General features: G+C 54.2%; 22 protein-coding genes, 1 rRNA gene and 1 pseudogene. 16 read left to right on the top strand and 8 right to left on the bottom strand.

Annotated features, from left to right (window positions below; all coding sequences use genetic code 11):
- Nucleotides 1-10: 10 nt before the first annotated feature.
- The 3 genes from rrf (at nucleotide 11) to P0H77_RS16110 (ending at nucleotide 2,152) form a co-directional block, all read left to right on the top strand.
- Nucleotides 11-126, top strand: a 5S ribosomal RNA gene (rrf, locus tag P0H77_RS16120).
- A gap of 164 nt (nucleotides 127-290) precedes the next feature.
- On the top strand, nucleotides 291-746 hold the full coding sequence (locus P0H77_RS16115) for a DUF4385 domain-containing protein (protein ID WP_276158139.1): 456 nt from the start codon (nucleotides 291-293) through the stop codon (nucleotides 744-746).
- A 104-nt stretch (nucleotides 747-850) separates the two neighbouring features.
- Nucleotides 851-2,152, top strand: a complete 1,302-nt coding sequence (locus tag P0H77_RS16110) for an MFS transporter (protein WP_276158137.1) — start codon at nucleotides 851-853, stop codon at nucleotides 2,150-2,152.
- Here the strand turns inward: P0H77_RS16110 and P0H77_RS16105 are convergent.
- The 5 genes from P0H77_RS16105 to trxC form a co-directional block, all read right to left on the bottom strand.
- Nucleotides 2,149-2,472 (bottom strand): YfiM family lipoprotein, encoded by a 324-nt coding sequence (locus P0H77_RS16105; RefSeq protein WP_276158135.1) that lies wholly within the window; start codon nucleotides 2,470-2,472, stop codon nucleotides 2,149-2,151. The genes P0H77_RS16110 and P0H77_RS16105 overlap by 4 nt on opposite strands.
- Before the next feature lie 42 nt (nucleotides 2,473-2,514).
- The gene (gene pssA / locus P0H77_RS16100) at nucleotides 2,515-3,870 is read right to left on the bottom strand and encodes a CDP-diacylglycerol--serine O-phosphatidyltransferase (protein ID WP_276165154.1); all 1,356 of its coding nucleotides are present in this window, start codon (nucleotides 3,868-3,870) and stop codon (nucleotides 2,515-2,517) included.
- Between the two features lie 114 nt (nucleotides 3,871-3,984).
- A complete protein-coding gene (gene pat / locus P0H77_RS16095; RefSeq protein WP_276158134.1) occupies nucleotides 3,985-6,645 on the bottom strand; it encodes a protein lysine acetyltransferase in 2,661 nt (886 codons plus the stop codon).
- Nucleotides 6,646-6,680: 35 nt separating this feature from the next.
- Nucleotides 6,681-7,379 (bottom strand): tRNA-uridine aminocarboxypropyltransferase, encoded by a 699-nt coding sequence (locus tag P0H77_RS16090; RefSeq protein ID WP_276158132.1) that lies wholly within the window; start codon nucleotides 7,377-7,379, stop codon nucleotides 6,681-6,683.
- A 69-nt stretch (nucleotides 7,380-7,448) separates the two neighbouring features.
- Complete coding sequence (gene trxC, locus P0H77_RS16085; RefSeq protein ID WP_276158130.1) at nucleotides 7,449-7,868, bottom strand: thioredoxin TrxC; 420 nt, start codon at nucleotides 7,866-7,868, stop codon at nucleotides 7,449-7,451.
- A gap of 205 nt (nucleotides 7,869-8,073) precedes the next feature.
- Here trxC and P0H77_RS16080 point away from each other — a divergent pair, with 205 nt between their 5' ends.
- A complete protein-coding gene (locus P0H77_RS16080) occupies nucleotides 8,074-9,126 on the top strand; it encodes a tRNA/rRNA methyltransferase (RefSeq protein WP_176917703.1) in 1,053 nt (350 codons plus the stop codon).
- Nucleotides 9,127-9,178: 52 nt separating this feature from the next.
- Here the strand turns inward: P0H77_RS16080 and ung are convergent, their stop codons facing one another.
- Nucleotides 9,179-9,868 carry a uracil-DNA glycosylase gene (gene ung, locus P0H77_RS16075; protein WP_276158127.1) on the bottom strand — a complete coding sequence of 230 codons (690 nt, stop codon included), beginning with the start codon at nucleotides 9,866-9,868 and terminating at the stop codon, nucleotides 9,179-9,181.
- Between the two features lie 314 nt (nucleotides 9,869-10,182).
- On the opposite strand from ung, the gene grcA reads away from it, so the two are divergent.
- Nucleotides 10,183-10,566: an autonomous glycyl radical cofactor GrcA gene (gene grcA / locus P0H77_RS16070; protein WP_276158126.1), complete on the top strand. Its 384-nt coding sequence runs from the start codon at nucleotides 10,183-10,185 to the stop codon at nucleotides 10,564-10,566.
- A gap of 46 nt (nucleotides 10,567-10,612) precedes the next feature.
- Here the strand turns inward: grcA and srmB are convergent, their stop codons facing one another.
- Nucleotides 10,613-11,950, bottom strand: a complete 1,338-nt coding sequence (srmB, locus tag P0H77_RS16065) for an ATP-dependent RNA helicase SrmB (RefSeq protein WP_276158124.1) — start codon at nucleotides 11,948-11,950, stop codon at nucleotides 10,613-10,615.
- 131 nt (nucleotides 11,951-12,081) lie between these two features.
- Between srmB and P0H77_RS16060 the strand changes: the two genes are divergently transcribed.
- On the top strand, nucleotides 12,082-12,819 hold the full coding sequence (locus tag P0H77_RS16060) for a tRNA1(Val) (adenine(37)-N6)-methyltransferase (RefSeq protein ID WP_276158122.1): 738 nt from the start codon (nucleotides 12,082-12,084) through the stop codon (nucleotides 12,817-12,819).
- Here P0H77_RS16060 and nadB read toward each other — a convergent pair.
- On the bottom strand, nucleotides 12,804-14,423 hold the full coding sequence (gene nadB / locus P0H77_RS16055) for an L-aspartate oxidase (RefSeq protein ID WP_276158120.1): 1,620 nt from the start codon (nucleotides 14,421-14,423) through the stop codon (nucleotides 12,804-12,806). The two genes, P0H77_RS16060 and nadB, sit on opposite strands and share 16 nt — an antisense overlap.
- Nucleotides 14,424-14,763: 340 nt before the next feature.
- On the opposite strand from nadB, the pseudogene P0H77_RS16050 reads away from it, so the two are divergent.
- The 10 genes and pseudogenes from P0H77_RS16050 to recO form a co-directional block, all read left to right on the top strand.
- Nucleotides 14,764-14,820 (top strand): annotated as a pseudogene (locus P0H77_RS16050) (hypothetical protein); the annotation flags it as partial.
- Between the two features lie 23 nt (nucleotides 14,821-14,843).
- A complete protein-coding gene (rpoE, locus tag P0H77_RS16045) occupies nucleotides 14,844-15,419 on the top strand; it encodes an RNA polymerase sigma factor RpoE (protein ID WP_276158118.1) in 576 nt (191 codons plus the stop codon).
- Between the two features lie 30 nt (nucleotides 15,420-15,449).
- Nucleotides 15,450-16,094, top strand: coding sequence for an anti-sigma-E factor RseA (gene rseA, locus P0H77_RS16040; RefSeq protein ID WP_276158116.1), 645 nt, complete (start codon nucleotides 15,450-15,452; stop codon nucleotides 16,092-16,094).
- A complete protein-coding gene (gene rseB / locus P0H77_RS16035) occupies nucleotides 16,094-17,047 on the top strand; it encodes a sigma-E factor regulatory protein RseB (protein WP_276158115.1) in 954 nt (317 codons plus the stop codon). The genes rseA and rseB overlap by 1 nt, the downstream gene beginning before the upstream one ends.
- Entirely contained in the window at nucleotides 17,044-17,502 is a 459-nt protein-coding gene (gene rseC, locus P0H77_RS16030) for a SoxR-reducing system protein RseC (protein ID WP_276158113.1), read from the top strand. Before rseB ends, rseC begins: the two co-directional genes overlap by 4 nt.
- Before the next feature lie 139 nt (nucleotides 17,503-17,641).
- Nucleotides 17,642-19,441 carry a translation elongation factor 4 gene (lepA, locus tag P0H77_RS16025; RefSeq protein ID WP_276158111.1) on the top strand — a complete coding sequence of 600 codons (1,800 nt, stop codon included), beginning with the start codon at nucleotides 17,642-17,644 and terminating at the stop codon, nucleotides 19,439-19,441.
- Between the two features lie 16 nt (nucleotides 19,442-19,457).
- Nucleotides 19,458-20,432 carry a signal peptidase I gene (gene lepB / locus P0H77_RS16020; RefSeq protein WP_276158109.1) on the top strand — a complete coding sequence of 325 codons (975 nt, stop codon included), beginning with the start codon at nucleotides 19,458-19,460 and terminating at the stop codon, nucleotides 20,430-20,432.
- Nucleotides 20,433-20,657: 225 nt separating this feature from the next.
- Entirely contained in the window at nucleotides 20,658-21,338 is a 681-nt protein-coding gene (gene rnc, locus P0H77_RS16015) for a ribonuclease III (RefSeq protein ID WP_103677655.1), read from the top strand.
- Nucleotides 21,335-22,240: a GTPase Era gene (era, locus tag P0H77_RS16010; RefSeq protein WP_103677656.1), complete on the top strand. Its 906-nt coding sequence runs from the start codon at nucleotides 21,335-21,337 to the stop codon at nucleotides 22,238-22,240. Before rnc ends, era begins: the two co-directional genes overlap by 4 nt.
- A gap of 12 nt (nucleotides 22,241-22,252) precedes the next feature.
- Nucleotides 22,253-22,960, top strand: a complete 708-nt coding sequence (gene recO / locus P0H77_RS16005; protein WP_276158106.1) for a DNA repair protein RecO — start codon at nucleotides 22,253-22,255, stop codon at nucleotides 22,958-22,960.
- Nucleotides 22,961-22,993: the final 33 nt, after the last annotated feature.

Raw genomic sequence — 22,993 nt, 5'->3', positions numbered from 1 at the left:
ACAGAATTTGCCTGGCGGCAACAGCGCGGTGGTCCCACCTGACCCCATGCCGAACTCAGAAGTGAAACGCCGTAGCGCCGATGGTAGTGTGGGGTCTCCCCATGCGAGAGTAGGGAACTGCCAGGCATCAAATCAGCAAAAGCCCATCCTCACGGATGGGCTTTTTGCGTTCTGCCTGATCCTGCCAGCAATACGGTATCCCCGTCTTCTGGCCCGGTAAGCGCCGTGCCCCCGGAAACCAATCCAATGAACTATCCTTAAGTTGCTTATTCAGGCAAAGAGGATCTCCATTGGCTATCAAACCCTTCAACTACCAACAAGACTTCTCCACCATTAACTTTCGCCAGCATCCTGAGCTATATCAGGTAGGCCGGGGCGAACAAGGTGTATTACTGGTCGAACCCTATAAAGGTGAAATTTTGCCTTTCTGGCGCTACAAGGACGAAGCATCAGCGATCAAATCAGCCGAAAAGATCTACCAACTATTTGAGGATTACCGCCAGCAGGATGATTTTGTCGGCATGGACATGGCGCGTAAATTTATTCAGATGGGATATACCCGCGCCAGACGTTACGCCAACTACAAAGGTGGCAAAAAGTATGCAGAAGATGGCAGCCTGAATACCCGGGGTAACGATCCTACTAAAGCAGCCGCAGCGACGGTGTTCAAAGGATGGTGGGACAAAATCCGCGCGGATGACGATTACCTGAAACGTAAACGCCAGCATCAGGCGCAATGGGGATAAAAAATTAGCCAACAAATAATTAACACTTTATTTACTTTTTCAGCCCGCGTAAGCTGGATCTCCAAAACAAAAGGCTGAACAGGCCTGATATCACGGAGAACAGCATGGCAGAAATTATTCAGCGCACCGATAAAAATAAAGCTGATGCCCCAGAGGTGCGGCGGCGCGTATGGGCAATCGTTGGTGCGTCCTCAGGCAACCTGGTGGAATGGTTTGATTTCTATGTCTACTCTTTCTGCTCACTCTATTTTGCGCATATCTTCTTCCCTTCCGGTAATACCACTACCCAGCTGCTGCAAACGGCAGGCGTTTTTGCGGCTGGTTTTTTAATGCGCCCCATCGGGGGCTGGCTATTTGGACGTATTGCCGACCGACGCGGACGCAAGGCCTCTATGCTGATTTCAGTATGCATGATGTGCCTCGGCTCTCTGGTGATTGCCTGCCTGCCAGGCTATGACGCTATCGGCACATGGGCACCGGCGCTGTTATTGATTGCGAGGTTATTTCAGGGGCTTTCCGTTGGAGGTGAATACGGGACCAGCGCCACTTATATGAGTGAAGTCGCCCTTGAAGGACGCAAAGGATTTTTTGCTTCCTTCCAGTACGTTACGCTTATCGGCGGACAGTTACTGGCGCTGCTGGTCGTGGTGATTTTGCAGCAGGTGCTGGATGATGCTGAACTCCGCGCCTGGGGCTGGCGAATTCCGTTTGCCTTAGGCGCTGTACTGGCTATCGTTGCGCTCTGGTTGCGCCGTCAGCTTGATGAGACCTCGAAGCATGAAACACGTGCCCTGAAAGAGGCAGGATCGTTTAAAGGCCTGTGGCGCAACCGCAAAGCCTTTATTATGGTGCTCGGCTTTACGGCGGGCGGCTCACTGGCGTTCTATACTTTTACGACCTACATGCAGAAATATCTGGTGAACACTGCCGGGATGCACGCCAATGTAGCCAGTGGCATTATGACCGCCGCGCTGTTTGTATTTATGCTCCTGCAGCCACTGATTGGCGCATTATCTGACAAAATAGGGCGTCGGGCTTCAATGCTCTGCTTTGGCGGACTCACCACGTTATTCACCGTGCCGATCCTGACGGCGCTGCAAAATGTCACTTCCCCTTACGCCGCATTTGCGCTGGTAATGTGCGCCCTTATCATCGTCAGTTTCTATACCTCGATTAGCGGCATCCTGAAAGCCGAGATGTTTCCGGCGCAGGTTCGCGCTCTGGGAGTGGGACTCTCCTACGCGGTGGCTAACGCCCTGTTTGGTGGATCGGCAGAGTATGTTGCGCTGTCATTGAAATCAATAGGCTCAGAGAATGCTTTCTTTTGGTATGTCACCGCGCTGGGTGCCGTGGCCTTCGTCGTCTCACTAATGCTGCACAAAAAAGGTAAGGGTCTGCGCCTTTAGTGTTGCGCTAATTGCCATACCGTATAACCGGTGGTTGCACCGGCAACATCCCAGGCGAAATCTTTCCAGCTCCAGCCGCTTCCTTCGGGGCGGCTGTCCCAGAGTTCTTTTGATGCTCCCAGTCCCAGAGAGAACATCACGCCAATAGCCGCGCTACGGTCGCGCCCAATTCCCTGATGCTGTGCATATTCATTACCCGCAGCGGAAAGCAGGGCAGAAGTGATAAAGTGTTGGGCTTTATCCTGACCGCTCCAGCTATCGTTAGCCATATGGCTACAGCCAGAGAGGAGCAAAATACTGCAAAGCAGTAAATAACGCATAGCGAGCCTCATAAAAAAGCCCCGACGCTGCGGGGCTTAACATTACAGGATACGGCTTATTAGCCTGTCGATGCGGATCCGTCGCAGACGGCGGATCAGCTTACGTACCTTCACCGGATACTCAGCAATACTTTGCAGATCGCTGTAGTGCTTAACCACCGTTGTGTGAGTACGGATCAGCTCCAGCTCTTTATCGCGCTGCGCAGCCAGCTCCTGACGCGGATCGTGGATTAGGATCGCATTTTCGAGATCCAGACGCCACGCGCGCGGATTCAGGTTATTCCCGGTCAGCAGCATCCATTCATCATCCACCCACATGCCTTTCAGATGATAGGTATTGTCGTCGTCTTTCCACAGACGAACAGTCAGCTGATCGGTATTCACATAATATTGCAGACGGCTGAGGAAACGACGCAGGTTGATCTCGTAAAGATAGGGCAGTGCGCCGATGATTTTAAACGGCTGATCTTCAGGAATGTAGAAGTCGTTGGCCGTTTTATCGCCCACGATAATTTCCACTTTCTTACCTTCGCGCAGCAAATGAATGATATTGCGTACCAGCACGGCGGGAAGATTAAAATAAGGTGTGCAAATCGTCAGCTTTTGCTCTGCGCACGGCATCAGATGGAAAATCGTTTTGTTCAGCAGGCTGGATTTACCCAGGCCGACCAGCGGCGTCACCGCCAGCTGTTCGTTATCCGCATCACCCTGGAAGTGATAGCTGGTATCGCGCAGCTCCTGGCGATAGAGGCGAACATCGTTTTTGATTTCCGGGCTTTTAGGACGGGAGTCAGTGTCGAGACGATTGACGCCGCGCCCCTGGATCAGGTTTTGATCGACCCAGTCGAACATAATGTCGGCCATCCGATCGTTACGGATCCACTGGTAACGATCGTAGCGATATTTATCATGCTGATGCAGATAGACGTCATTAAGGCTGGCACCGCTATAGATAACGGCATCATCAATAATGAAACCTTTATAGTGCAGAACGCCCAGCGCTTCCCGGGTATTCACCGGCACGCCATATACGGGAACGTCCACGCCAGGATTTTCCTGCGCAGTACGGCAATACCAGTCAGCATTGGTATTTGCTGCGGCGGCACCAATGCGGCCGCGCTGGGCGCGGTGCCAGTCGACCAGAACGCGGACATCCAGTTCAGGACGCTGGCGTTTGGCCTCATAAAGTGCCGATAAAATACCCTGACCACCGTCATCCTGCTCCAGATAGAGAGCGATAACGCAAATCCGGCGCGTTGCGCTGGCAATGTTAGCCAACAACGCTTCCCGAAAATCAGCGGGATTATAAAAGAACTTAACATCATCAACTGACTGAGAAAGCTTAGGTAGTTGGGCAAGGTGTTGTTGATGTTTATTACGCTTAAATTTTGACAACATCACAGTGCGGTTCTTCTCTGTTTATTGAAGGGTCCTCTGTACCAGGCAGACGACTTAAGCGAGCAATCATATCACCGTTGCCTGCCAAAGTGATCAACATTTCCAGCAGCTTACTTATGTATTACCGGACCCGGTCAGCATTAGCGTCAGGCCAACAATGCCATCTTCAAGCTGGATATCGACAGCAAATCCCAGTTTACGCGCCAGGGCGACCATACCGCGGTTGTTTGGCATAGTAATACCGTTCAGCCGCTCCAGTCCGTGATCGCGAGTATAACTGATGAGTTTTTCCAGCAGACGTCGACCCAGGCCTAATCCCTTAAGATCGGAGCGCACCAGCACGGCAAATTCCGCATCAATATTATCGGGATCTGAGATAGCACGGGTAACACCGAGGATCTCTTCCCCGTCATCCAGCGGGCGAATGGCAACAAACGCCATTTCCCGATCGTAGTCTATCTGGGTCATATTCGCTAAATCTTCATGGGTAAATTCGTTGATCTCACTAAAGTAGCGATAGTACAAATCTTCTTTCGTAACCTGGGCGATAAAGCGCTGGAGAGAAGGTTCATCTTCCGGCAGGATTGGCCGGAACAGGCAGCGTTCACCGTTCTTCAAAACGACCCATTCCTCCAGCTGATGCGGATACGATCGCACCGCCAGTCGACTCTCCCGGTCGCCTTCAAAAGGCGCAATTTCCAGGGTGACGTCCAGGACGGTAAACTCTTCTGCCGACGCCAGCAGCGGGTGAATATCCAGCCGCTGAATTTCCGGGCAGTCGACGATCAGGTTTGACACCCTTACCAGTAGCTGACTTAAACCGGGAATATCCAGCGATCGCAACGCGCTACGTCCGCGGATCTTCTTACTCTTGATCGCCTGGATCACCAGATAGCGAGCCAGATTCATATTCAGCGGCGGCAGGGCGACGGCGGCCTGATTGTCCGCATGCCATTCGACGTTACCTTCGCCCAGCATGATCAGCGGACCAAAAACGGGATCGTGCTCGACGACCACGCGCAATTCCTGCGCCCCGGCACGATTCGCCATACTTTGCACTAACAAACCGTGAACGCGCGCGCCGGGCCACGCCATTTTCACCCGATCGAGGATGGCATCCGCGGCCTGCTGTACTTCACTGGCGGTACGCAAATACAGCATGACGCCCTGAACTTCTGACTTATGCGGGATATCGGGTGAACGTAACTTCAGCGCCACCGGATAGCCAATTTGTTCGGCGATGTGCACCGCCTCGGCGCTGTCACTGGCAATCCAGGTTGGCAGGGTATGCAGGCCATAGGCCTGTAAAATCGGCTGAACCTCATGGGTGTCCAGTGAGGAAGCGCCTTCCGCCAGCGCCTGCTGGAGCAGGCTGTGCGCTTCAGCCGTATTCGCGGCAAGGTTATCCGGCAGGGCGGGCGTTTCCCGCAACTGCTTCTGGTTACGCCGGTATTCCACCATATGCATAAACGCGGTGATGGTACCTTCCGGCGTGCGGTAGGTGGGCAGGCCGGCTTCGCTGAACAGGCGTCGCGCCTCCTGCGAAGAAAATTCCCCGCACCAGTTGGTCAGCACCGTCACGTATTTTCCGCGTGGATGGCGTTTGAGCGCATCAATCAGCGCCAGCGCGCAAGCGGTGCCTGGCGCGGCGGCGCTGGGGGCGTGGATCACCATCAGCGCATCGAAGTCCTGGCTGCTTAACAGAATGTTCAGCGCGGCAAGATAATGCTCGCTGCTGGCATCATCACGCAAGTCGAGGGGATTCGCGGCATTGACCGTGTCCGGCAGCGCCTGGCGTAGCTGCTGGCATGTCTCCTCGCTAAGCGAAGCGAGTTTGCCATTGCGTAGCCACAGTGTATCCAGCGCCAGAGCAGCCGGGGCAGCGCCGTTACTGATAATCATCAGGCGTTCACCGCGCAGGGGCCGCATGTGACTCAGCGTTTCAACGGCGGAAAAAAGCTCATGGGTATCCTGAACGCGAAGCAGGCCAGCACGCTGAATCGCGGCATCCCAGGCCGGATCCATCCCGGAATTCACCTGCAGCAAACGTTGCGCCTCCGGGCTGCGTCCGCTTTTAATCACCAGAATCGGTTTATTACGCGAGGCACTCCGGGCGGCGGAAACGAAGCGGCGGGCATCGCTTAAATGTTCAAGATAGAGAAGGATGGCGCTGGTTTTAGTGTCGCGGGCGAGAAAATCCAGCAGCTCATCGACGTCAATATCCAGGCTATCGCCCAGCGCAATGAAATAAGAAAATCCCATCTCCCGCTGCTGCGCCCAGTCCAGAATGGTGTTGGACACCGCCGCAGACTGGGAGATAAATGCCAGCTTACCACGGGTAATCGGCACCGGAGAAAAGCTGGCGTTAAGTCCTTGCCACGGGGCCAGCAGGCCAAGACTATTCGGGCCAAGAAGGCGCATCTGATAGCGTCGTGCGCAGGACTGTAGCTCGGCAAATTGTTCGGGAGGGGAAGAAAGGATGATGCAGGTTTTGCATCCTTTTTCACCGAGCGCCTCAAGCAGCGTGAGGTTGCGACGCGCGTGAGTACAAAGCACGGCCAGATCGGGCGTAAAAGGTAAGCTGGCGACATCCGGCCAGGCCAGCACCCCAAGGACGGCTTTCCATGCCGGGGTAACCGGCAAAACCGGCCCGCTAAAGCCACCGGCCAGTAAATTACGCATCATCAGATAACCGGCCCGCTGCGGTTTCATTGACGCACCGATAACCGCTATCGATTTAGGCCGCAGTAGCGCTTCAAGCCCTCGCTGACTCATTCCTGTCTTCCTTATGCAGAAGTGACCGAATGATTTTAAACGCTTTCTGCTAATGCTGCTGTGATGTTGCCCTGATGTGCTGATTTTCCTGCCAGATAACGCTCACGAAAAAGCGAAAAATGGTTGCCAAGCGTTGCGGCTGCCTCAATGTCGCCTGCCAGATCCAGCAGTGCAATCGCCACTTCGGCGGTACAGTACTGGCCTTCGGCGTGAACGTCGCGAAGGCGATAGGACGACGCCCGCGCCAGATCGACAGAAATCACCGGCAGGCCATCCAGCCACGGACTTTTACGAAACATTTTTCGCGCTTCCGCCCAGGTGCCATCCAGCATGATAAACAGCGGCGGTTTGCCCGACGGCGGGGCGGCCAGTACCTGACGTTCTGCACCCGCATAAGAGGCAGGGAAAACCACCAGCGGCTGATAATCCGGGTTAGCGACCAGTTCAAGCAATGCCTGAGGCGGCTCGGTCCGCGACCATTGAAAGGCGGTAGTCTGCGGCAATATATCGGCAATTAAACGCCCCGTGTTGCTGGGCTTCATCGGTTCGGTATCAAACATCACCAGACAAAATCGGCTTTGTGCCTGAGACGGTGCGATAGTGGCGCAAAGGCAGGTTTTCAGCGGCAGAAGACAGCGCTGACAGCGGCGAACGCGATTACCACGGGCAAGAAAAGGACGGGTTGCGCGAGCGAGTCGCTCGGCGCGAAGGCGAAGTACGGCGTTATCAGTCATGAAAGGTGCGCAGAAAAAACGCCATTGTCGCAGAGGTAAGAACGGGGCACAAGCCGTGCCCCGCTGACATCAGAGAGATTCATTCAGCCAGCTATCGAACGGGGCTTTGGGCACTGCGCCATTGAGCATATCGACAACTTCGCCTTTTTTGAAAATCATGATCGTCGGGATACTGCGGATGCGAAAGCGGGCGCTCAATTCACGCTCGGCTTCGGTATTGACCTTAACGAAACGGACTTTACCGTTACGCTCTTCCGCCACGTCTTCAAAAACTGGCGCGAAATTACGGCAAGGGCCGCACCACGGTGCCCAGAAATCGACGACCACGGGTAAATCATCCTTTAGCAGTTTATCGAGTGTCTCACTGTTCGCGTTGATCACATCGCCATCGAACAAATCGTGACCGCAGCGGCCACATTTCGCTACATCGTCCATTCGATCTTCCGGAATGCGGTTAAGCGCCTGGCAGCTGGCACAAACGGTATTCATAACTAACCTCAGGGTAAGAAGGTGACAGAATGGCGAAATCGCCAGAATGTTTCTTTAATGTTACATATTATTATTGAGTCTGTTTTAAACAACAACGTGTTTTATTCGATGAGTACAATAGACACAGGCTTTTGAACGAAAACATGGCGAAGCGAGTGTACATCAGGTAATCTGCGCGCTTCGCGCAGCGCTGGTGGAGGAAAGCATGAACGACAACGACGAAATTAAGAATAAAAGCGGCAAGGTAAAAGTAATGTACGTCCGTAGCGACGACGACTCGGATAAGCGTACTTACAATCCACGAACCGGAAAAGGCGGTGGCCGTCCGGGATCGTCCCGTGCCGAAGGTGGTCGTCGTCCTTCCCGCGAGGATCGAGGCTCACAGGATCGCAACCGCGATCGCGATCGTGATTCCTCCTCACCGTGGCGTACGGTTTCCCGTGCACCGACTGATGATACCCCGGTAAAACCCGATCACGGCGGCATCAGCGGTAAGAGCTTTATCGATCCGGAAGTGCTGCGCCGTCAGCGTGCCGAAGAGACCCGCGTTTACGGGGAAAATGCCTGTCAGGCCCTGTTCCAGAGCCGTCCGGATTCCATCGTACGTGCGTGGTTTATCCAGAGCGTTACGCCGCGTTTTAAAGAGGCGTTGCGTTGGATGGCGGCGAACCGCAAGGCATATCACGTGGTGGATGATGAAGAACTGGCTAAAGCGTCCGGTACCGATCACCACGGCGGCGTTTGCTTCCTGATCAAAAAACGTAACGGTACGTCAGTGAAGCAGTGGGTTGCGCAGGCCGGTGAGACCGATTGCGTACTGGCGATGGAAGATATCGCTAATCCGCATAACCTCGGCGCTATCGTGCGTAGCTGTGCCCACTTTGGTATCAAAGGCGTGGTAGTACATGATGCTGCCGTGCTGGAGTCTGGGGCTGCGATCCGTACGGCGGAAGGCGGTGCGGAACACGTCCAGCCTATTACTGGCGACAGCGTGATCGCGGCGCTTGAAGCGTTTCGTCAGGCGGGTTACACCATTGTTGCCACCTGTGGCAATACCGGGACGCCGCTGTTTGACGCTGAACTGCCGCGGAAAATGGTGCTGGTGGTCGGTCAGGAGCGCGACGGCGTCTCTGATGCCGCGCATGAGGTGGCGGATATGAACATCGCCATTGACGGCACAGGCAACGTTGAAAGCCTGAACGTTTCGGTGGCAGCGGGCGTGATGCTCGCGGAATGGTGGCGACAGAATAAAATCTGATCGCGCCACTGAACTAAAAAGTCCGGCACTGTGCATACAGGCCGGACTTTTTTTATTCTGATTCGGCAGGGAGCACCGGCATCCAGTCAATCGGCTTCTCGCCATGCTGCTCCAGCCACTGATTTGCCAGTACGAAATGATTACTGCCAAAAAAGCCGCGGTGTGCTGAAAGGGGAGAAGGGTGCGGCGCCCTCAAAATATGATGACGCTTGCCGTCAATCAGCGCGCTTTTCTTCTGCGCATGCGATCCCCAGAGTAAAAATACGACCCCTTTACGGTGCTCGTTAATAATACTGATTACCTTATCGGTGAAGGTCTCCCAGCCAAGGCTGGCATGAGAATGGGCCTGACCCGCCCGCACCGTCAGCACCGTATTGAGCAACAAAACACCCTGCCGGGCCCAGCTTTCCAGATAGCCATGCGCAGGTCGCGTAAATCCCGGAATCGTCGCCTCAAGTTCTTTATACATATTCAATAACGAGGGCGGGATGGCGATGCCTGGCCGGACCGAAAAAGACAATCCGTGCGCCTGACCCGGGCCGTGATACGGATCCTGGCCTAAAATTACCACTTTAACCTCACTAAGCTCCGTAAAACGGAAGGCGTTAAAGACATCTTTTTGCGGCGGATAAATCGTGGTCCCCGCCTGACGTTCAGCGGCAACCGTCTTGAGTGTGTTAACAAAGTAAGGCTGCTCTTTCTCTTCCGCCAGTACGTCATGCCAGGTTAAGGACGTGGTCATTTTGCTCTCCTGCAAAGGGTGATAGAGATAGCTTAACTGCTTCTGTGTCCATCACAAAATCCGCTGCCGCTCTCACGGTTAGTAGGCACAAAAAAAGTTTAAAAATTACGAAATTTTTTTGAATGCACGCACGGTAAAAATTGATATAAAACAATAATATCCATTATGACCATTTTTGATGTGTGGTTTTTGTTGATTTAAATCAAAGAATGCGGGTGGCTTGACTGTTATATATACACTCAAGCAACAATGGTTTTACCAATTGGCCAGAACTGGCCAACCAGAAAATGAAATGTAGCCCAAGGAGGCATCACATGATTACAGGTATCCAGATTACAAAAGCTGCTAACGACGACCTGCTGAACTCATTCTGGTTGCTGGATAACGAAAAAGGCGAAGCGCGCTGCGTATGTGCAAAAGCGGGATTTGCTGAAGATGATATCGTTCCGGTAACAAAACTGGGTGAAATTGAATACCGCGAAGTGCCGCTGGATGTGCAGCCGGAAGTTCGCGTTGAGGGAGGTCAGCACCTGAACGTTAACGTGCTGCGCCGTGAAACGCTGCTCGATGCCGTTGAGCATCCGGAAAAATATCCGCAGCTGACCATCCGTGTGTCTGGCTATGCGGTGCGTTTTAACTCGCTAACGCCGGAACAGCAACGCGACGTTATCGCGCGTACCTTTACCGAAAGCCTCTGATTTTTAGCGGCAGATAAAAAAACGCCGGGCTTAGCCCGGCGTTTTTTTATTTCTCTGAAGATTCTGTCTGCGGCGCGGCCTCAGCACTCGGCTTGCGTCGCTTACCGATGTTTTTGGTATCGCGGTGACGTTTTTTCACGCGCGGCTTCTCTTTTTCTTTCTCTTTCTTCTCTGCACGTTTAGCCAGCACTTTTTTCGACGGTTTACCGGTCGATTTTTCACTCGGCGCACGGGTCGTCGGACGCAGCTCATCAATCACACGGGCTTTCAGTGGCTCATCGATATAGCGACTCGCTTTACCGAGTAGCAAATGATCGTGCGCTTCGACCAGCGAAATGGCCGTCCCTTTACGCCCGGCGCGGCCGGTACGGCCAATACGGTGCAGGTAGGCATCGCCGCTGCGCGGCATATCAAAGTTAAAGACGTGGCTGACGTCAGGAATGTCGATCCCGCGAGCGGCGACATCGGTAGCAACCAGCACGTTGACCCGGCCATCGGTCAGACGCTTGATGGCTTCGTTACGTTTAATCTGCACCATCTCGCCTTCGAGATAACAGTTATTGATGCCCGCGGAACGCAGCCAGTTTGCCAGTTCATGCACTCGCTCGCGTTTACGCACGAAGACGATAGAGCGCGTGGCCTCAGGCTGCTTCAGCAGGTGAACCAGCAGGGCAGTTTTATGCTCAACATCATCAGCGCGGTAATACCACTGATGGATCTTTTTACGCTCGCGGGTGGACGGGGTGGCTGAAACTTCTACCGGATCTTCCAGCAAACGCTCGGCAAAATCTTTGATTGCCTCATCGCCTTCGAGCGTAGCGGAGAACAGCAGCGTTTGTTTACGCCAGCGGGTTTCACCAGCAATATGCTCAATATCCTGGGCAAAGCCCATATCCAGCATGCGGTCGGCTTCATCAAGGATCAGCGTCTCGACCGCACGGCAGTCAAAATTCTCTTCTTTAATGTACTGCATCAGGCGACCGGTGGTGGCAACCACGATATCCTGATTCTCACTGAAAACTTCCGCGTGATTCATATACGCCACGCCGCCGGTAATCGTGGCGATATCCAGATGCGTATTTTTTGCCAGTTCACGGGCATGGTCCGCAACCTGCATCGCCAGTTCACGCGTTGGCGTAAGGATCAGGATACGCGGCGGGCCAGATTTTTTACGCGGGAAGTCGATCAGGTGCTGCAACGCCGGCAGCAAAAATGCCGCCGTTTTACCGGTGCCTGTCGGTGCACAACCGAGGACATCACGGCCCTCCAGCGCAGGCGGAATTGCGGCAGCCTGAATGGCGGTCGGGCGCGTGAAGCCTTTCTCCTGGAGTGCATCCAGCAGGCTATCGTCAAGTTCGAGTTCGGAAAAAGTCGTTACAGTCATGTTCTACCTCAGTGTGGGGCGCTGATTATAGACGTTAAGGCCGCAATGTTCATCTGTTTGTGCGGCTATCTGTTCTCCGGTATTGTGCATAACCTTAAGCTATTAAGATGATATCAGGAAGAGTGCTTACGATGTCTCAGTCTAAATCCGTATTGCGCCGGAATGGATTCACATTTAAACAATTTTTTGTCGCCCACGATCGCTGCGCCATGAAAGTCGGCACCGACGGTATTTTACTCGGTGCGTGGGCACCCGTTGCTCAGGTACAGCGTATTCTGGATATTGGCACAGGAAGCGGGCTGCTGGCGTTAATGCTGGCTCAGCGTACTGCGGATGATGTGATTATCGATGCCGTCGAGCTTGATGAGCAGGCGGCGTTGCAGGCGCAGGAAAATATTCGTCAGACCCCCTGGGCCGCGCGCATTACCGTGCATACGGCTGACATTCAGCAGTGGACGTCCCGGCAACACAAACGTTATCAGTTAATCATCAGCAACCCGCCTTATTTCGAAAAAGGGGTTGAGTGCCGCAGCGAGCAGCGTGAGCAGGCTCGCTATACCACATCACTCGACCATGCGGGATTACTGGCCTGCGCTGCGGAATGTATCACTGAAGAGGGCTTTTTCTGCGTTGTGCTCCCGGTCGATGTCGGAATGGCGTTTACGCAACTGGCGGAGTCTGGCGGCTGGCATTTACGCTTGCGGACCGACATCGCTGAAACTGAGACCCGGCTACCGCACCGTGTCCTGCTGGCATTTTCACCGCAGGCCGGAGAGTGCTACAGCGACCGGCTGGCGATCCGTGGGCCAGAGCAGCAGTATTCAGAAAGCTATACTGCCCTGACCCGGATGTTTTATCTGTTTATGTAATGTGGCGGGATTAAAATAGAGGGACCGGCGTCCGGCAACTGCTCAGGGTAATCCAGAGTATAATGCAGACCCCGGCTCTCTTTACGCATCATCGCGCAGCGCACAATCAGCTCAGCAACCTGCACGAGGTTACGCAGCTCCAGTAAGTTGTTGGAGACGCGGAAATGAGCGTAATACTCGTCAATTTCCTGTTGCAACATCGTGATCCGCCGCAGCGCACGCTCCAGCCGACGGGTGGTGCGTACAATCCCAACATAATCCCACATCAGCAGCCGCAGCTCGTGCCAGTTATGCTGGATCACCACACGTTCATCGGCATTATCGACCCGGCTTTCGTCCCACGCGGGAAGGAGATCATTCTGCCCGATGGTCGATAGCCGTGCTTTAATATCCTCAGCGGCGGACCAGCCATAAACCAGACACTCCAGAAGAGAATTAGACGCCATTCGGTTAGCGCCATGCAGGCCGGTGTAGCTCACTTCGCCAATGGCATACAGCCCGTCTACGTCAGTGCGGCCCGCTTCGTCGACCATCACGCCGCCGCAGGTATAGTGTGCGGCGGGCACAATCGGTACGGGTTCCTTTGTCAGATCAATGCCGAGTCCCAGCAGCTTTTCATAAATCATCGGAAAGTGCTGACGAATAAAGGCTTCTGGCTTATGGCTAATATCAAGATAAAGACACTCCACGCCCAGGCGCTTCATCTCATGGTCGATAGCCCGCGCAACGATATCTCGCGGGGCCAGTTCGCCGCGCTCGTCAACATCAGGCATAAAGCGCGAACCGTCCGGGCGTTTTAAAAATGCGCCCTCACCGCGCAACGCTTCCGTCAGCAGGAAGTTACGCGCCTGTGGGTGAAACAGCGCGGTGGGGTGAAACTGATTAAATTCGAGATTGGCAACCCGGCAACCGGCGCGCCACGCCATCGCAATGCCGTCGCCGGAGGCAATATCCGGATTAGTGGTATATTGATACACTTTCGATGCGCCGCCCGTGGCCAGCACCACCGCTGCGGCCCGGCAGTTCTCCACCTGCTCCTGATTACGATTCCAGATCCACGCCCCCATCACGCGACGAGGGCCGGGAAGGCCAATCTTATCGGAAACGATAAGATCGACCGCATTGCTGCGTTCAAGGAGTCGAATATTGGGATGCGCCAGCGCTTTTCCCACCAGCGTTGTTTCAACGGCTTTACCGGTCGCATCGGCGGCGTGGAGGATCCGACGGTGGCTGTGACCGCCCTCACGGGTCAAATGATAGCTCGCTTCACCGTTGGGCTGAACCTGAGTATCGAAAAGCACACCCTGATCGATAAGCCACTGTACGCAGTGCTTCGCATTACTGGCGACAAAGGAAACCGCGTCTCGCTCGCACAGTCCCGCGCCTGCAATCAGGGTATCTTCAACGTGTGACTCAATGCTATCCATCTCGTCAAAAACGGCGGCGATGCCTCCCTGGGCATACAGCGTCGAGCCTTCGTTCACTGGACCTTTACTTAAGACCACTACTGAGCGGTCCTCTGCGAGGCGCAATGCCAGCGATAACCCCGCGGCTCCGCTGCCAATAATCAATACATCACAGCAATAATCTGGCGTCGTGTTCATGGTTTTTGTTTAATTTACTAAACAGTGTTGCCCGAGCATAGCACCGTGTTCACAGCATTAGCACTATTTTTTTACGTTTTGTTGTAATGGCTAAACAGGAAGACTACAAAGGCAGTAAGATTAACTCAGGAAAATATTTTGCGAAGCAGATCGTTGGTTACGGATTTTATGATGAAATCGTGACTGTGTTACGCTACTCTGCAGGCGTGCTACCGCATTTGCTCACGGAAAGGGCGTAGTACGCGTCTAACAGACTTATAATGAGTGATAACGAACGGTCGGTGGACATTCACTAAAACAATGGCGTAACGGAACTTTACATACAACTGACACTCTAACCTTCTGCTTGCTCATATTGCAGTGTATAGAGTGGCGTTTCGATTACGCGTGGATATAGGGTTTGAGGAGACATTACCTCGGATGAGCGAGCAGTTAACGGACCAAATGCTGGTTGAACGGGTCCAGAAGGGAGATCAAAAAGCTTTTAACCTGCTGGTGGTGCGCTATCAGCATAAGGTAGCAAGTCTTGTCTCCCGCTATGTACCTTCAGGCGACGTGCCTGATGTTGTGCAGGAATCGTTTATCAAGGCCTATCGCGCGCTGGATTCATTCCGGGGAGATAGTGCTTTTTATACCTGGCTGTACCGCATTGCGGTCAATACGGCCAAAAATTACCTGGTTGCTCAGGGGCGTCGTCCGCCGTCCAGCGATGTGGACGCCAGCGAAGCGGAAAACTTCGAAAGTGGCGGCGCGCTGAAAGAAATTTCGAACCCTGAGAACTTAATGTTGTCAGAAGAACTGAGACAGATCGTTTTTCGAACCATAGAGATGCTTCCGGAAGATTTACGCATGGCTATCACCCTGCGTGAGCTGGATGGCCTGAGCTATGAAGAGATAGCCGTCATCATGGATTGTCCGGTAGGTACAGTGCGTTCGCGCATCTTCCGTGCTCGGGAAGCTATTGATAATAAAGTTCAACCGCTTATCAGGCGTTGACGATAGCGGGATACTGAAAGGGTATTAGGCATGCAGAAAGAAAAACTTTCCGCTTTAATGGATGGTGAAATGCTGGATAACGAGCTGCTCAACGAGCTCTCTCGCTCTCCAGAAATGCAAAAAACCTGGGAGAGTTACCATCTCATTCGTGATTCGCTGCGAGGCGAGACGAGTGATGTCCTCCATTTCGATATCTCTTCCCGCGTGATGGCCGCCATTGAGAATGAACCTGCGTCCCTCATCCCGGAAGCGCAGCCTGCGCCGCACCAGTGGCAGAAAATGCCGTTCTGGCACAAAGTCCGCCCGTGGGCCAGCCAGCTGACGCAAATGGGCGTGGCCGCATGCGTATCGCTTGCAGTTATCGTTGGTGTCCAGCACTATAATGAGCAGGGTGAATCAACCCAGCAGCCTGAAACGCCGGTCTTTAATACCTTGCCTATGATGGGTAAAGCGAGTCCGGTAAGCCTGGGCGTGCCGGCAGATTCATCCGTTGCCGCCAGCGGTGGTCAGCAGCAGCAGGTTCAGGAGCAGCGTCGTCGCATTAACGCGATGTTGCAGGATTATGAACTTCAGCGTCGTCTGCATTCTGAACAGCTTCAGTTTGAACAGGCACAAACGCAGCAGGCCGCAGTCCAGGTGCCGGGTAACCAGACTTTAGGAACGCAATCGCAGTAATGAAGCAACTTTGGTGTGCCATGTCACTTGTGGCTGGTAGCCTGTTTTTCTCTGTAAACGCCTCGGCTGATGTTTCGTCCGGGGCGTTGTTGCAGCAGATGAACCTGGCCAGCCAGTCACTCAATTACGAGCTGTCTTTCATCAGCATCAATAAACAAGGCGTCGAATCCCTGCGTTATCGCCACGCGCGGCTGGACAATCAGACGCTGGCCCAGCTTTTGCAGATGGACGGCCCGCGCCGCGAAGTGGTGCAGCGCGGTAACGAGATCAGCTATTTTGAGCCGGGTCTCGATCCCTTCACGCTCAATGGCGACTATATCGTTGATTCACTGCCGTCGCTGGTCTACACCAATTTTAAACGTCTCTCGCCCTGGTATGATTTCATCTCCGTCGGCAGGACGCGCATCGCGGATCGTCTGTGCGAAGTGATCCGCGTCGTGGCGCGTGATGGCACCCGGTATAGCTATATTGTCTGGCTCGATTCAGAAACCAAACTGCCGATGCGGGTCGACCTGCTGGATCGTGATGGCGAGACGCTGGAGCAGTTCCGCGTTATCGCATTCAACATGAACGATACCGTTGCCAGCAATATGCAGAATCTGGCGAAGGCCAATCTTCCGCCGCTGCTCTCGGTACCGGCGGGCGATAAAGTCACGTTTAACTGGAATCCGTCCTGGCTGCCGCAAGGGTTTAGTGAGGTTTCCAGCAGCCGCCGTTCGCTGCCGACGGTCGATGTGCCCATCGAATCGCGCCTCTATTCGGACGGCCTGTTCAGTTTCTCCGTCAATGTGAGCCGCGCCACGCCTTCCAGCAGCGATCAAATACTGCGTACCGGGCGACGTACCGTCAGCACCACGCTGCGGGATAACACCGAAATCACCATTGTCGGTGAGCTGCCTCCGCAAACCGCGAAGCGCATCGCTGACAGCGTTAAGTTCAGGGCCGTCCAATGATTAAAGAGTGGGCGACCGTTGTCTCCTGGCAAAACGGTCTGGCGCAGGTCAACTGCGATGTTAAATCCTCCTGTAGTAGCTGCGCCTCTCGCGCAGGCTGCGGCAGTCGCGTGCTGAACAAACTCGGCCCGCAGACTAGCCACACGATTACCGTGCCCAGCGCGCAGCCGCTGATCGCCGGTCAAAAGGTCGAACTTGGTATTGCCGAAGCCAGCCTGTTGAGTTCGGCGCTGCTGGTCTACATGTCGCCGCTGGTGGGATTGTTTATTGTCGCCTCCGTTTTTCAGGTCCTGTTTTCCAGTGACGCGGCGGCGCTGTGTGGGGCCATTCTGGGTGGCGTCGGTGGTTTCTTAATCGCCCGTGGCTTCTCGGCAAATCTGGCAACGCGCGAAGCGTGGCAGCCGGTGATCCTGAGCGTCGGCCTTCCCCCGGACGAACTGCGTATCGCCGAGTAACACCCTTCCTCTCTCCTGGTACAGGATGAGCATTTCCTCGCGTTCATGTTGTAGTGTAGAATGCGGCGTTTCAGACTAAAAAACGTCAGGCTCAGCATCGTGGCCTCCTGGTATCCGTAAGGCAAAATAATCTCCATATATGAAGAATATACGTAACTTTTCGATCATTGCTCACATTGACCACGGTAAGTCGACGCTGTCTGACCGTATTATCCAGATTTGCGGCGGCCTGTCCGACCGTGAAATGGCAGCTCAGGTACTGGATTCCATGGATCTGGAGCGCGAGCGCGGCATTACAATCAAAGCGCAAAGCGTCACGCTCGATTTTAAAGCGGCTGATGGCGAAACTTATCAGCTGAACTTTATCGACACTCCCGGACACGTTGACTTCTCGTATGAAGTTTCCCGTTCGCTGGCCGCCTGCGAAGGGGCGCTGCTGGTTGTGGACGCCGGGCAGGGCGTTGAAGCGCAAACGCTGGCAAACTGCTACACCGCACTGGAAATGGATCTGGAAGTGGTGCCGGTCCTCAACAAAATTGACCTTCCTGCTGCCGATCCGGATCGCGTGGCGGAAGAAATTGAAGACATCGTCGGCATCGATGCCACCGACGCGGTACGCTGCTCGGCGAAAACCGGCATCGGCGTGCAGGACGTTCTTGAGCGTCTGGTGCGCGACATCCCCGCGCCTCAGGGCGATCCCGACGGTCCGCTGCAGGCGCTGATCATCGACTCCTGGTTTGATAACTACCTTGGTGTTGTCTCCCTGGTGCGCGTGAAAAACGGCACCCTGCGTAAAGGCGACAAAATTAAAGTCATGAGCACCGGCCAGACGTATAACGCCGACCGTCTCGGGATCTTCACCCCGAAGCAGGTCGATCGCACCGAACTGCAGTGCGGTGAAGTGGGCTGGCTGGTCTGCGCAATTAAAGACATCCTGGGCGCGCCGGTGGGCGATACCCTGACGCTGGCACGTAATCCAGCGGAAAAAGCGCTGCCGGGCTTCAAAAAAGTGAAGCCGCAGGTTTACGCGGGTCTGTTCCCGGTCAGCTCTGACGACTATGAAAACTTCCGCGACGCGCTGGGCAAGCTGAGCCTTAACGATGCCTCCCTGTTCTACGAGCCGGAAAGTTCCTCGGCGCTGGGCTTCGGCTTCCGCTGCGGCTTCCTTGGCCTGCTGCACATGGAGATCATTCAGGAGCGTCTGGAGCGTGAATACGACCTCGATTTGATCACCACCGCGCCGACCGTGGTTTACGAAGTTGAAACCACGTCAAAAGACGTCATTTACGTCGATAGCCCTTCCAAGCTGCCGCCGGTCAATAACATCTTTGAACTGCGCGAGCCGATTGCCGAATGCCATATGCTGATGCCGCAGGAATATCTGGGCAACGTCATGACCCTGTGCGTGGAGAAACGCGGCGTGCAGACCAACATGGTCTACCACGGTAATCAGGTGGCGCTGACCTATGAAATTCCAATGGCGGAAGTGGTGCTCGACTTCTTCGACCGTCTGAAATCGACCTCCCGTGGTTACGCCTCGCTGGATTACAATTTCAAACGCTTCCAGGCTTCGCGGATGGTGCGCGTGGACGTGCTGATTAACGGCGAACGTGTTGACGCCCTGGCGCTGATCACCCACAGCGACAACGCCCCGTACCGTGGTCGCGAGCTGGTCGAGAAAATGAAAGAGCTGATCCCGCGCCAGCAGTTTGATATCGCGATTCAGGCGGCGATTGGCACCCATATCATTGCCCGCTCGACGGTAAAACAGCTACGTAAAAACGTGCTGGCAAAATGTTATGGTGGCGATATCAGCCGTAAGAAAAAACTGCTTCAGAAGCAGAAAGAAGGTAAGAAGCGAATGAAGCAGGTCGGTAACGTTGAGCTGCCGCAGGAAGCCTTCCTCGCCATTCTGCATGTCGGTAAAGACGGTAAATAATTCTTAAGGAGTTGGCATGGCGAATAAATTTGCCCTGATTCTGGTGATTGCCACACTGGTGACGGGCATTTTGTGGTGCATCGATAAATTTATCTTTGCCCCTAAACGTCGGGAACGTCAGGCCGCGGCACAGGTGGCTGCGGGCGATTCACTGGATAAAAAAACGCTGAAAAAAGTCGGTCCGAAACCGGGCTGGCTGGAAACCGGGGCATCCATATTTCCGGTCCTGGCGATTGTGCTGATCGTCCGTTCATTTATCTATGAACCGTTCCAGATCCCATCGGGTTCAATGATGCCGACGCTGCTGATCGGTGATTTTATTCTGGTGGAAAAGTTTGCTTACGGCATTAAAGATCCGATCTACCAGAAAACGCTTATTGAAACCGGCCATCCGAAGCGCGGTGACGTGGTAGTGTTTAAATATCCGGAAGATCCCAGCCTTGACTACATCAAGCGTGCCGTGGGCCTGCCGGGAGACAAAGTGACTTACGATCCGGTAGCCAAGCAGGTCACCATCCAGCCTGGTTGCAGTTCCGGTCAGGCCTGCGGTAGCGCGCTGCCGGTGACTTACTCTGACGTGGAGCCGAGTGATTTTGTGCAGACCTTTGCTCGCCGTAACGGTGGCGAAGCGACCAGCGGCTTCTTCCAGGTGCCGCAAAACGAGTCGAAGGAAAACGGCATTCGCCTGGCGCAGCGTAAAGAAACGCTGGGCGACGTGACGCATAACATATTGACCGTGCCTATTGCTCAGGACCAGCTTGGCGTCTATTACAAGCAGCAGGGCCAGCAGCTCGCAACCTGGATCGTACCGCCAGGACATTATTTCATGATGGGCGACAACCGCGATAACAGCGCGGACAGCCGTTACTGGGGTTTTGTACCGGAAGCGAATCTGGTCGGTCGGGCAACGGCTATCTGGATGAGTTTTGAGAAACAGGAAGGCGAATGGCCGACCGGCGTGCGCTTAAGTCGCATTGGCGGGATCCATTAAAACGTTCTTCAGGTTCACCTTGCCATTATTTTTTGTGGCAAGGTGAATTATTTAATATATAAATCCTTCAAACTAACGACATCCCTTGTCGTTGTGTATAGAATATTCCCCCGAAGTTTCAGGTTGTCTCCCGCAAGGGGGCGACAGCACACGAAAACGCGTTGATTCCCTCCTCAGGTCGATTTCGTGTGCTGAATTGTTGACGCATTCATTTATTGGTATCGCATGAACCCCATCGTAATTAATCGGCTTCAACGGAAGCTGGGCTACACTTTCCATCATCAGGAATTGTTGCAGCAGGCGTTAACGCATCGTAGCGCCAGTAGTAAACATAACGAGCGTCTCGAATTTCTTGGCGACTCTATTTTAAGTTACGTTATTGCTAATGCGCTTTATCACCGTTTTCCGCGCGTGGATGAAGGCGATATGAGCCGTATGCGCGCGACGCTGGTGCGCGGTAATACGCTGGCGGAAATCGCCCGCGAATTTGAACTGGGCGAATGTTTGCGTCTGGGGCCGGGTGAACTGAAAAGCGGCGGTTTTCGTCGGGAATCTATTCTCGCCGACACGGTCGAAGCATTAATCGGCGGGGTTTTCCTCGACAGCGATATTCAGAACGTCGAGAAATTGATCCTGAGCTGGTATCAGACGCGTCTGGACGAAATCAGTCCTGGCGATAAGCAAAAAGATCCGAAAACGCGTTTACAGGAATATTTACAGGGCCGCCACCTGCCGCTGCCGTCATATCTGGTAGTGCAGGTACGGGGCGAAGCCCACGATCAGGAATTTACTATCCACTGCCAGGTCAGCGGCCTGAGTGAACCGGTGGTAGGCACAGGTTCCAGCCGTCGTAAGGCGGAGCAGGCTGCCGCCGAACAGGCGCTGAAAAAACTGGAGCTGGAATGAGCGAAGAAAAAAGTTATTGTGGGTTTGTTGCCATCGTAGGACGTCCTAACGTTGGTAAATCGACCCTGTTGAACAACCTGCTGGGGCAGAAGATTTCGATCACCTCCCGCAAGGCGCAAACCACCCGTCACCGCATTGTCGGTATCCATACTGAAGGCCCGTATCAGGCAATTTACGTCGATACCCCAGGCCTGCATATGGAAGAAAAACGCGCCATCAACCGCCTGATGAACAAAGCGGCCAGCAGTTCGATCGGTGACGTTGAGCTGGTCATTTTCGTGGTTGAAGGCACGCGCTGGACGCCGGACGACGAAATGGTCCTCAACAAGCTGCGTGACGGTAAAGCGCCGGTGATCCTCGCGGTGAACAAAGTCGATAACGTGCAGGAAAAGGCCGATCTGTTGCCCCACCTGCAGTTCCTGGCAAGCCAGATGAACTTCCTTGATATCGTCCCGATGTCCGCAGAAACCGGAATGAACGTCGATACCGTTGCCGGGATCGTGCGCAAGCACCTGCCGGAAGCCATTCACCACTTCCCGGAAGATTACATCACCGACCGCTCGCAGCGTTTTATGGCCTCCGAAATCATCCGTGAAAAACTGATGCGTTTCCTCGGCGCCGAGCTGCCTTATTCGGTGACGGTAGAGATAGAGCGTTTTATCACCAACGAGCGTGGCGGCTACGACATCAACGGTCTGATCCTTGTTGAGCGCGAAGGACAGAAGAAAATGGTCATTGGCAACAAAGGGGCCAAAATCAAAACCATTGGAATCGAAGCGCGTAAAGACATGGAAGAGATGTTCGAGGCTAAAGTCCATCTTGAACTGTGGGTGAAAGTGAAATCCGGCTGGGCTGACGACGAGCGCGCGCTGCGCAGTCTCGGCTACGTTGACGACCTGTAAGAGCTCAACCTGATGGAAGGCTGGCAGCGCGCATTCGTCCTGCATAGTCGGCCGTGGAGCGAAACCAGCCTGATGCTGGACGTCTTCACGGAAGAGTCGGGACGCGTGCGCCTTGTAGCCAAAGGCGCGCGGGCTAAACGTTCTAACCTCAAAGGCGCTCTCCAGCCTTTTACGCCGTTGCTGGTACGCTTTGGTGGACGCGGTGAAGTCAAAACCCTGCGTAGCGCCGAAGCCGTCTCTCTGGCGCTCCCCTTAAGCGGAATCACCCTTTACAGCGGCCTGTACGTTAACGAACTGCTTGCACGCGTGCTGGAACATGAGACGCGCTTCTCTGAACTCTTCTTTGATTACCTGCACTGCCTTCAGGCGCTGGCGGGGGCCACCGATTCCCCTGAGCCTGCGCTACGGCGATTTGAGCTGGCGCTGCTCGGTCATCTTGGCTACGGCCTTGACTTCCTGCAATGCGCCGGGAGCGGTGAGCCGGTGGAAGAGACCATGACCTATCGCTACCGTGAAGAAAAAGGCTTTATTGCCAGCGTGGTCATTGATAACAATACCTTTACCGGCCACCATCTCAGGGCGCTGGCCAGCCGGGAATTTCCTGATGCTGACACCCTGCGCGCCGCGAAACGCTTTACCCGCATAGCGCTCAAGCCGTATCTTGGTGGTAAACCATTAAAGAGCCGGGAGCTGTTTCGCCAGTTTATGCCGAAGCGCTAGCGGCTTAAAAATTTCTGACTGGAAGACTATTGA

The organism is Superficieibacter sp. HKU1 (assembly GCF_029319185.1).
Classification (GTDB): domain Bacteria; phylum Pseudomonadota; class Gammaproteobacteria; order Enterobacterales; family Enterobacteriaceae; genus Superficieibacter.
This window is presented reverse-complemented; position numbering and strand designations above follow the sequence as displayed.

Bases quoted from the DNA above. Each gene is read 5' to 3' on its own strand.
- P0H77_RS16105 (WP_276158135.1), bottom strand. From the start codon at position 2,472: ATGCGTTATTTACTGCTTTGCAGTATTTTGCTCCTCTCTGGCTGTAGC.
- ung (WP_276158127.1), bottom strand. From the start codon at position 9,868: ATGACCACGTCCTTAACCTGGCATGACGTACTGGCGGAAGAGAAAGAG.
- era (WP_103677656.1), top strand. From the start codon at position 21,335: ATGAGCGAAGAAAAAAGTTATTGTGGGTTTGTTGCCATCGTAGGACGT.
- srmB (WP_276158124.1), bottom strand. From the start codon at position 11,950: ATGACTGTAACGACTTTTTCCGAACTCGAACTTGACGATAGCCTGCTG.
- rseA (WP_276158116.1), top strand. From the start codon at position 15,450: ATGCAGAAAGAAAAACTTTCCGCTTTAATGGATGGTGAAATGCTGGAT.
- nadB (WP_276158120.1), bottom strand. From the start codon at position 14,423: ATGAACACGACGCCAGATTATTGCTGTGATGTATTGATTATTGGCAGC.
- trxC (WP_276158130.1), bottom strand. From the start codon at position 7,868: ATGAATACCGTTTGTGCCAGCTGCCAGGCGCTTAACCGCATTCCGGAA.
- lepB (WP_276158109.1), top strand. From the start codon at position 19,458: ATGGCGAATAAATTTGCCCTGATTCTGGTGATTGCCACACTGGTGACG.
- lepA (WP_276158111.1), top strand. From the start codon at position 17,642: ATGAAGAATATACGTAACTTTTCGATCATTGCTCACATTGACCACGGT.
- pssA (WP_276165154.1), bottom strand. From the start codon at position 3,870: ATGTTGTCAAAATTTAAGCGTAATAAACATCAACAACACCTTGCCCAA.
- recO (WP_276158106.1), top strand. From the start codon at position 22,253: ATGGAAGGCTGGCAGCGCGCATTCGTCCTGCATAGTCGGCCGTGGAGC.
- rseB (WP_276158115.1), top strand. From the start codon at position 16,094: ATGAAGCAACTTTGGTGTGCCATGTCACTTGTGGCTGGTAGCCTGTTT.
- P0H77_RS16060 (WP_276158122.1), top strand. From the start codon at position 12,082: ATGTCTCAGTCTAAATCCGTATTGCGCCGGAATGGATTCACATTTAAA.
- P0H77_RS16110 (WP_276158137.1), top strand. From the start codon at position 851: ATGGCAGAAATTATTCAGCGCACCGATAAAAATAAAGCTGATGCCCCA.
- pat (WP_276158134.1), bottom strand. From the start codon at position 6,645: ATGAGTCAGCGAGGGCTTGAAGCGCTACTGCGGCCTAAATCGATAGCG.
- grcA (WP_276158126.1), top strand. From the start codon at position 10,183: ATGATTACAGGTATCCAGATTACAAAAGCTGCTAACGACGACCTGCTG.
- P0H77_RS16080 (WP_176917703.1), top strand. From the start codon at position 8,074: ATGAACGACAACGACGAAATTAAGAATAAAAGCGGCAAGGTAAAAGTA.
- rpoE (WP_276158118.1), top strand. From the start codon at position 14,844: ATGAGCGAGCAGTTAACGGACCAAATGCTGGTTGAACGGGTCCAGAAG.
- P0H77_RS16090 (WP_276158132.1), bottom strand. From the start codon at position 7,379: ATGACTGATAACGCCGTACTTCGCCTTCGCGCCGAGCGACTCGCTCGC.
- rseC (WP_276158113.1), top strand. From the start codon at position 17,044: ATGATTAAAGAGTGGGCGACCGTTGTCTCCTGGCAAAACGGTCTGGCG.
- rnc (WP_103677655.1), top strand. From the start codon at position 20,658: ATGAACCCCATCGTAATTAATCGGCTTCAACGGAAGCTGGGCTACACT.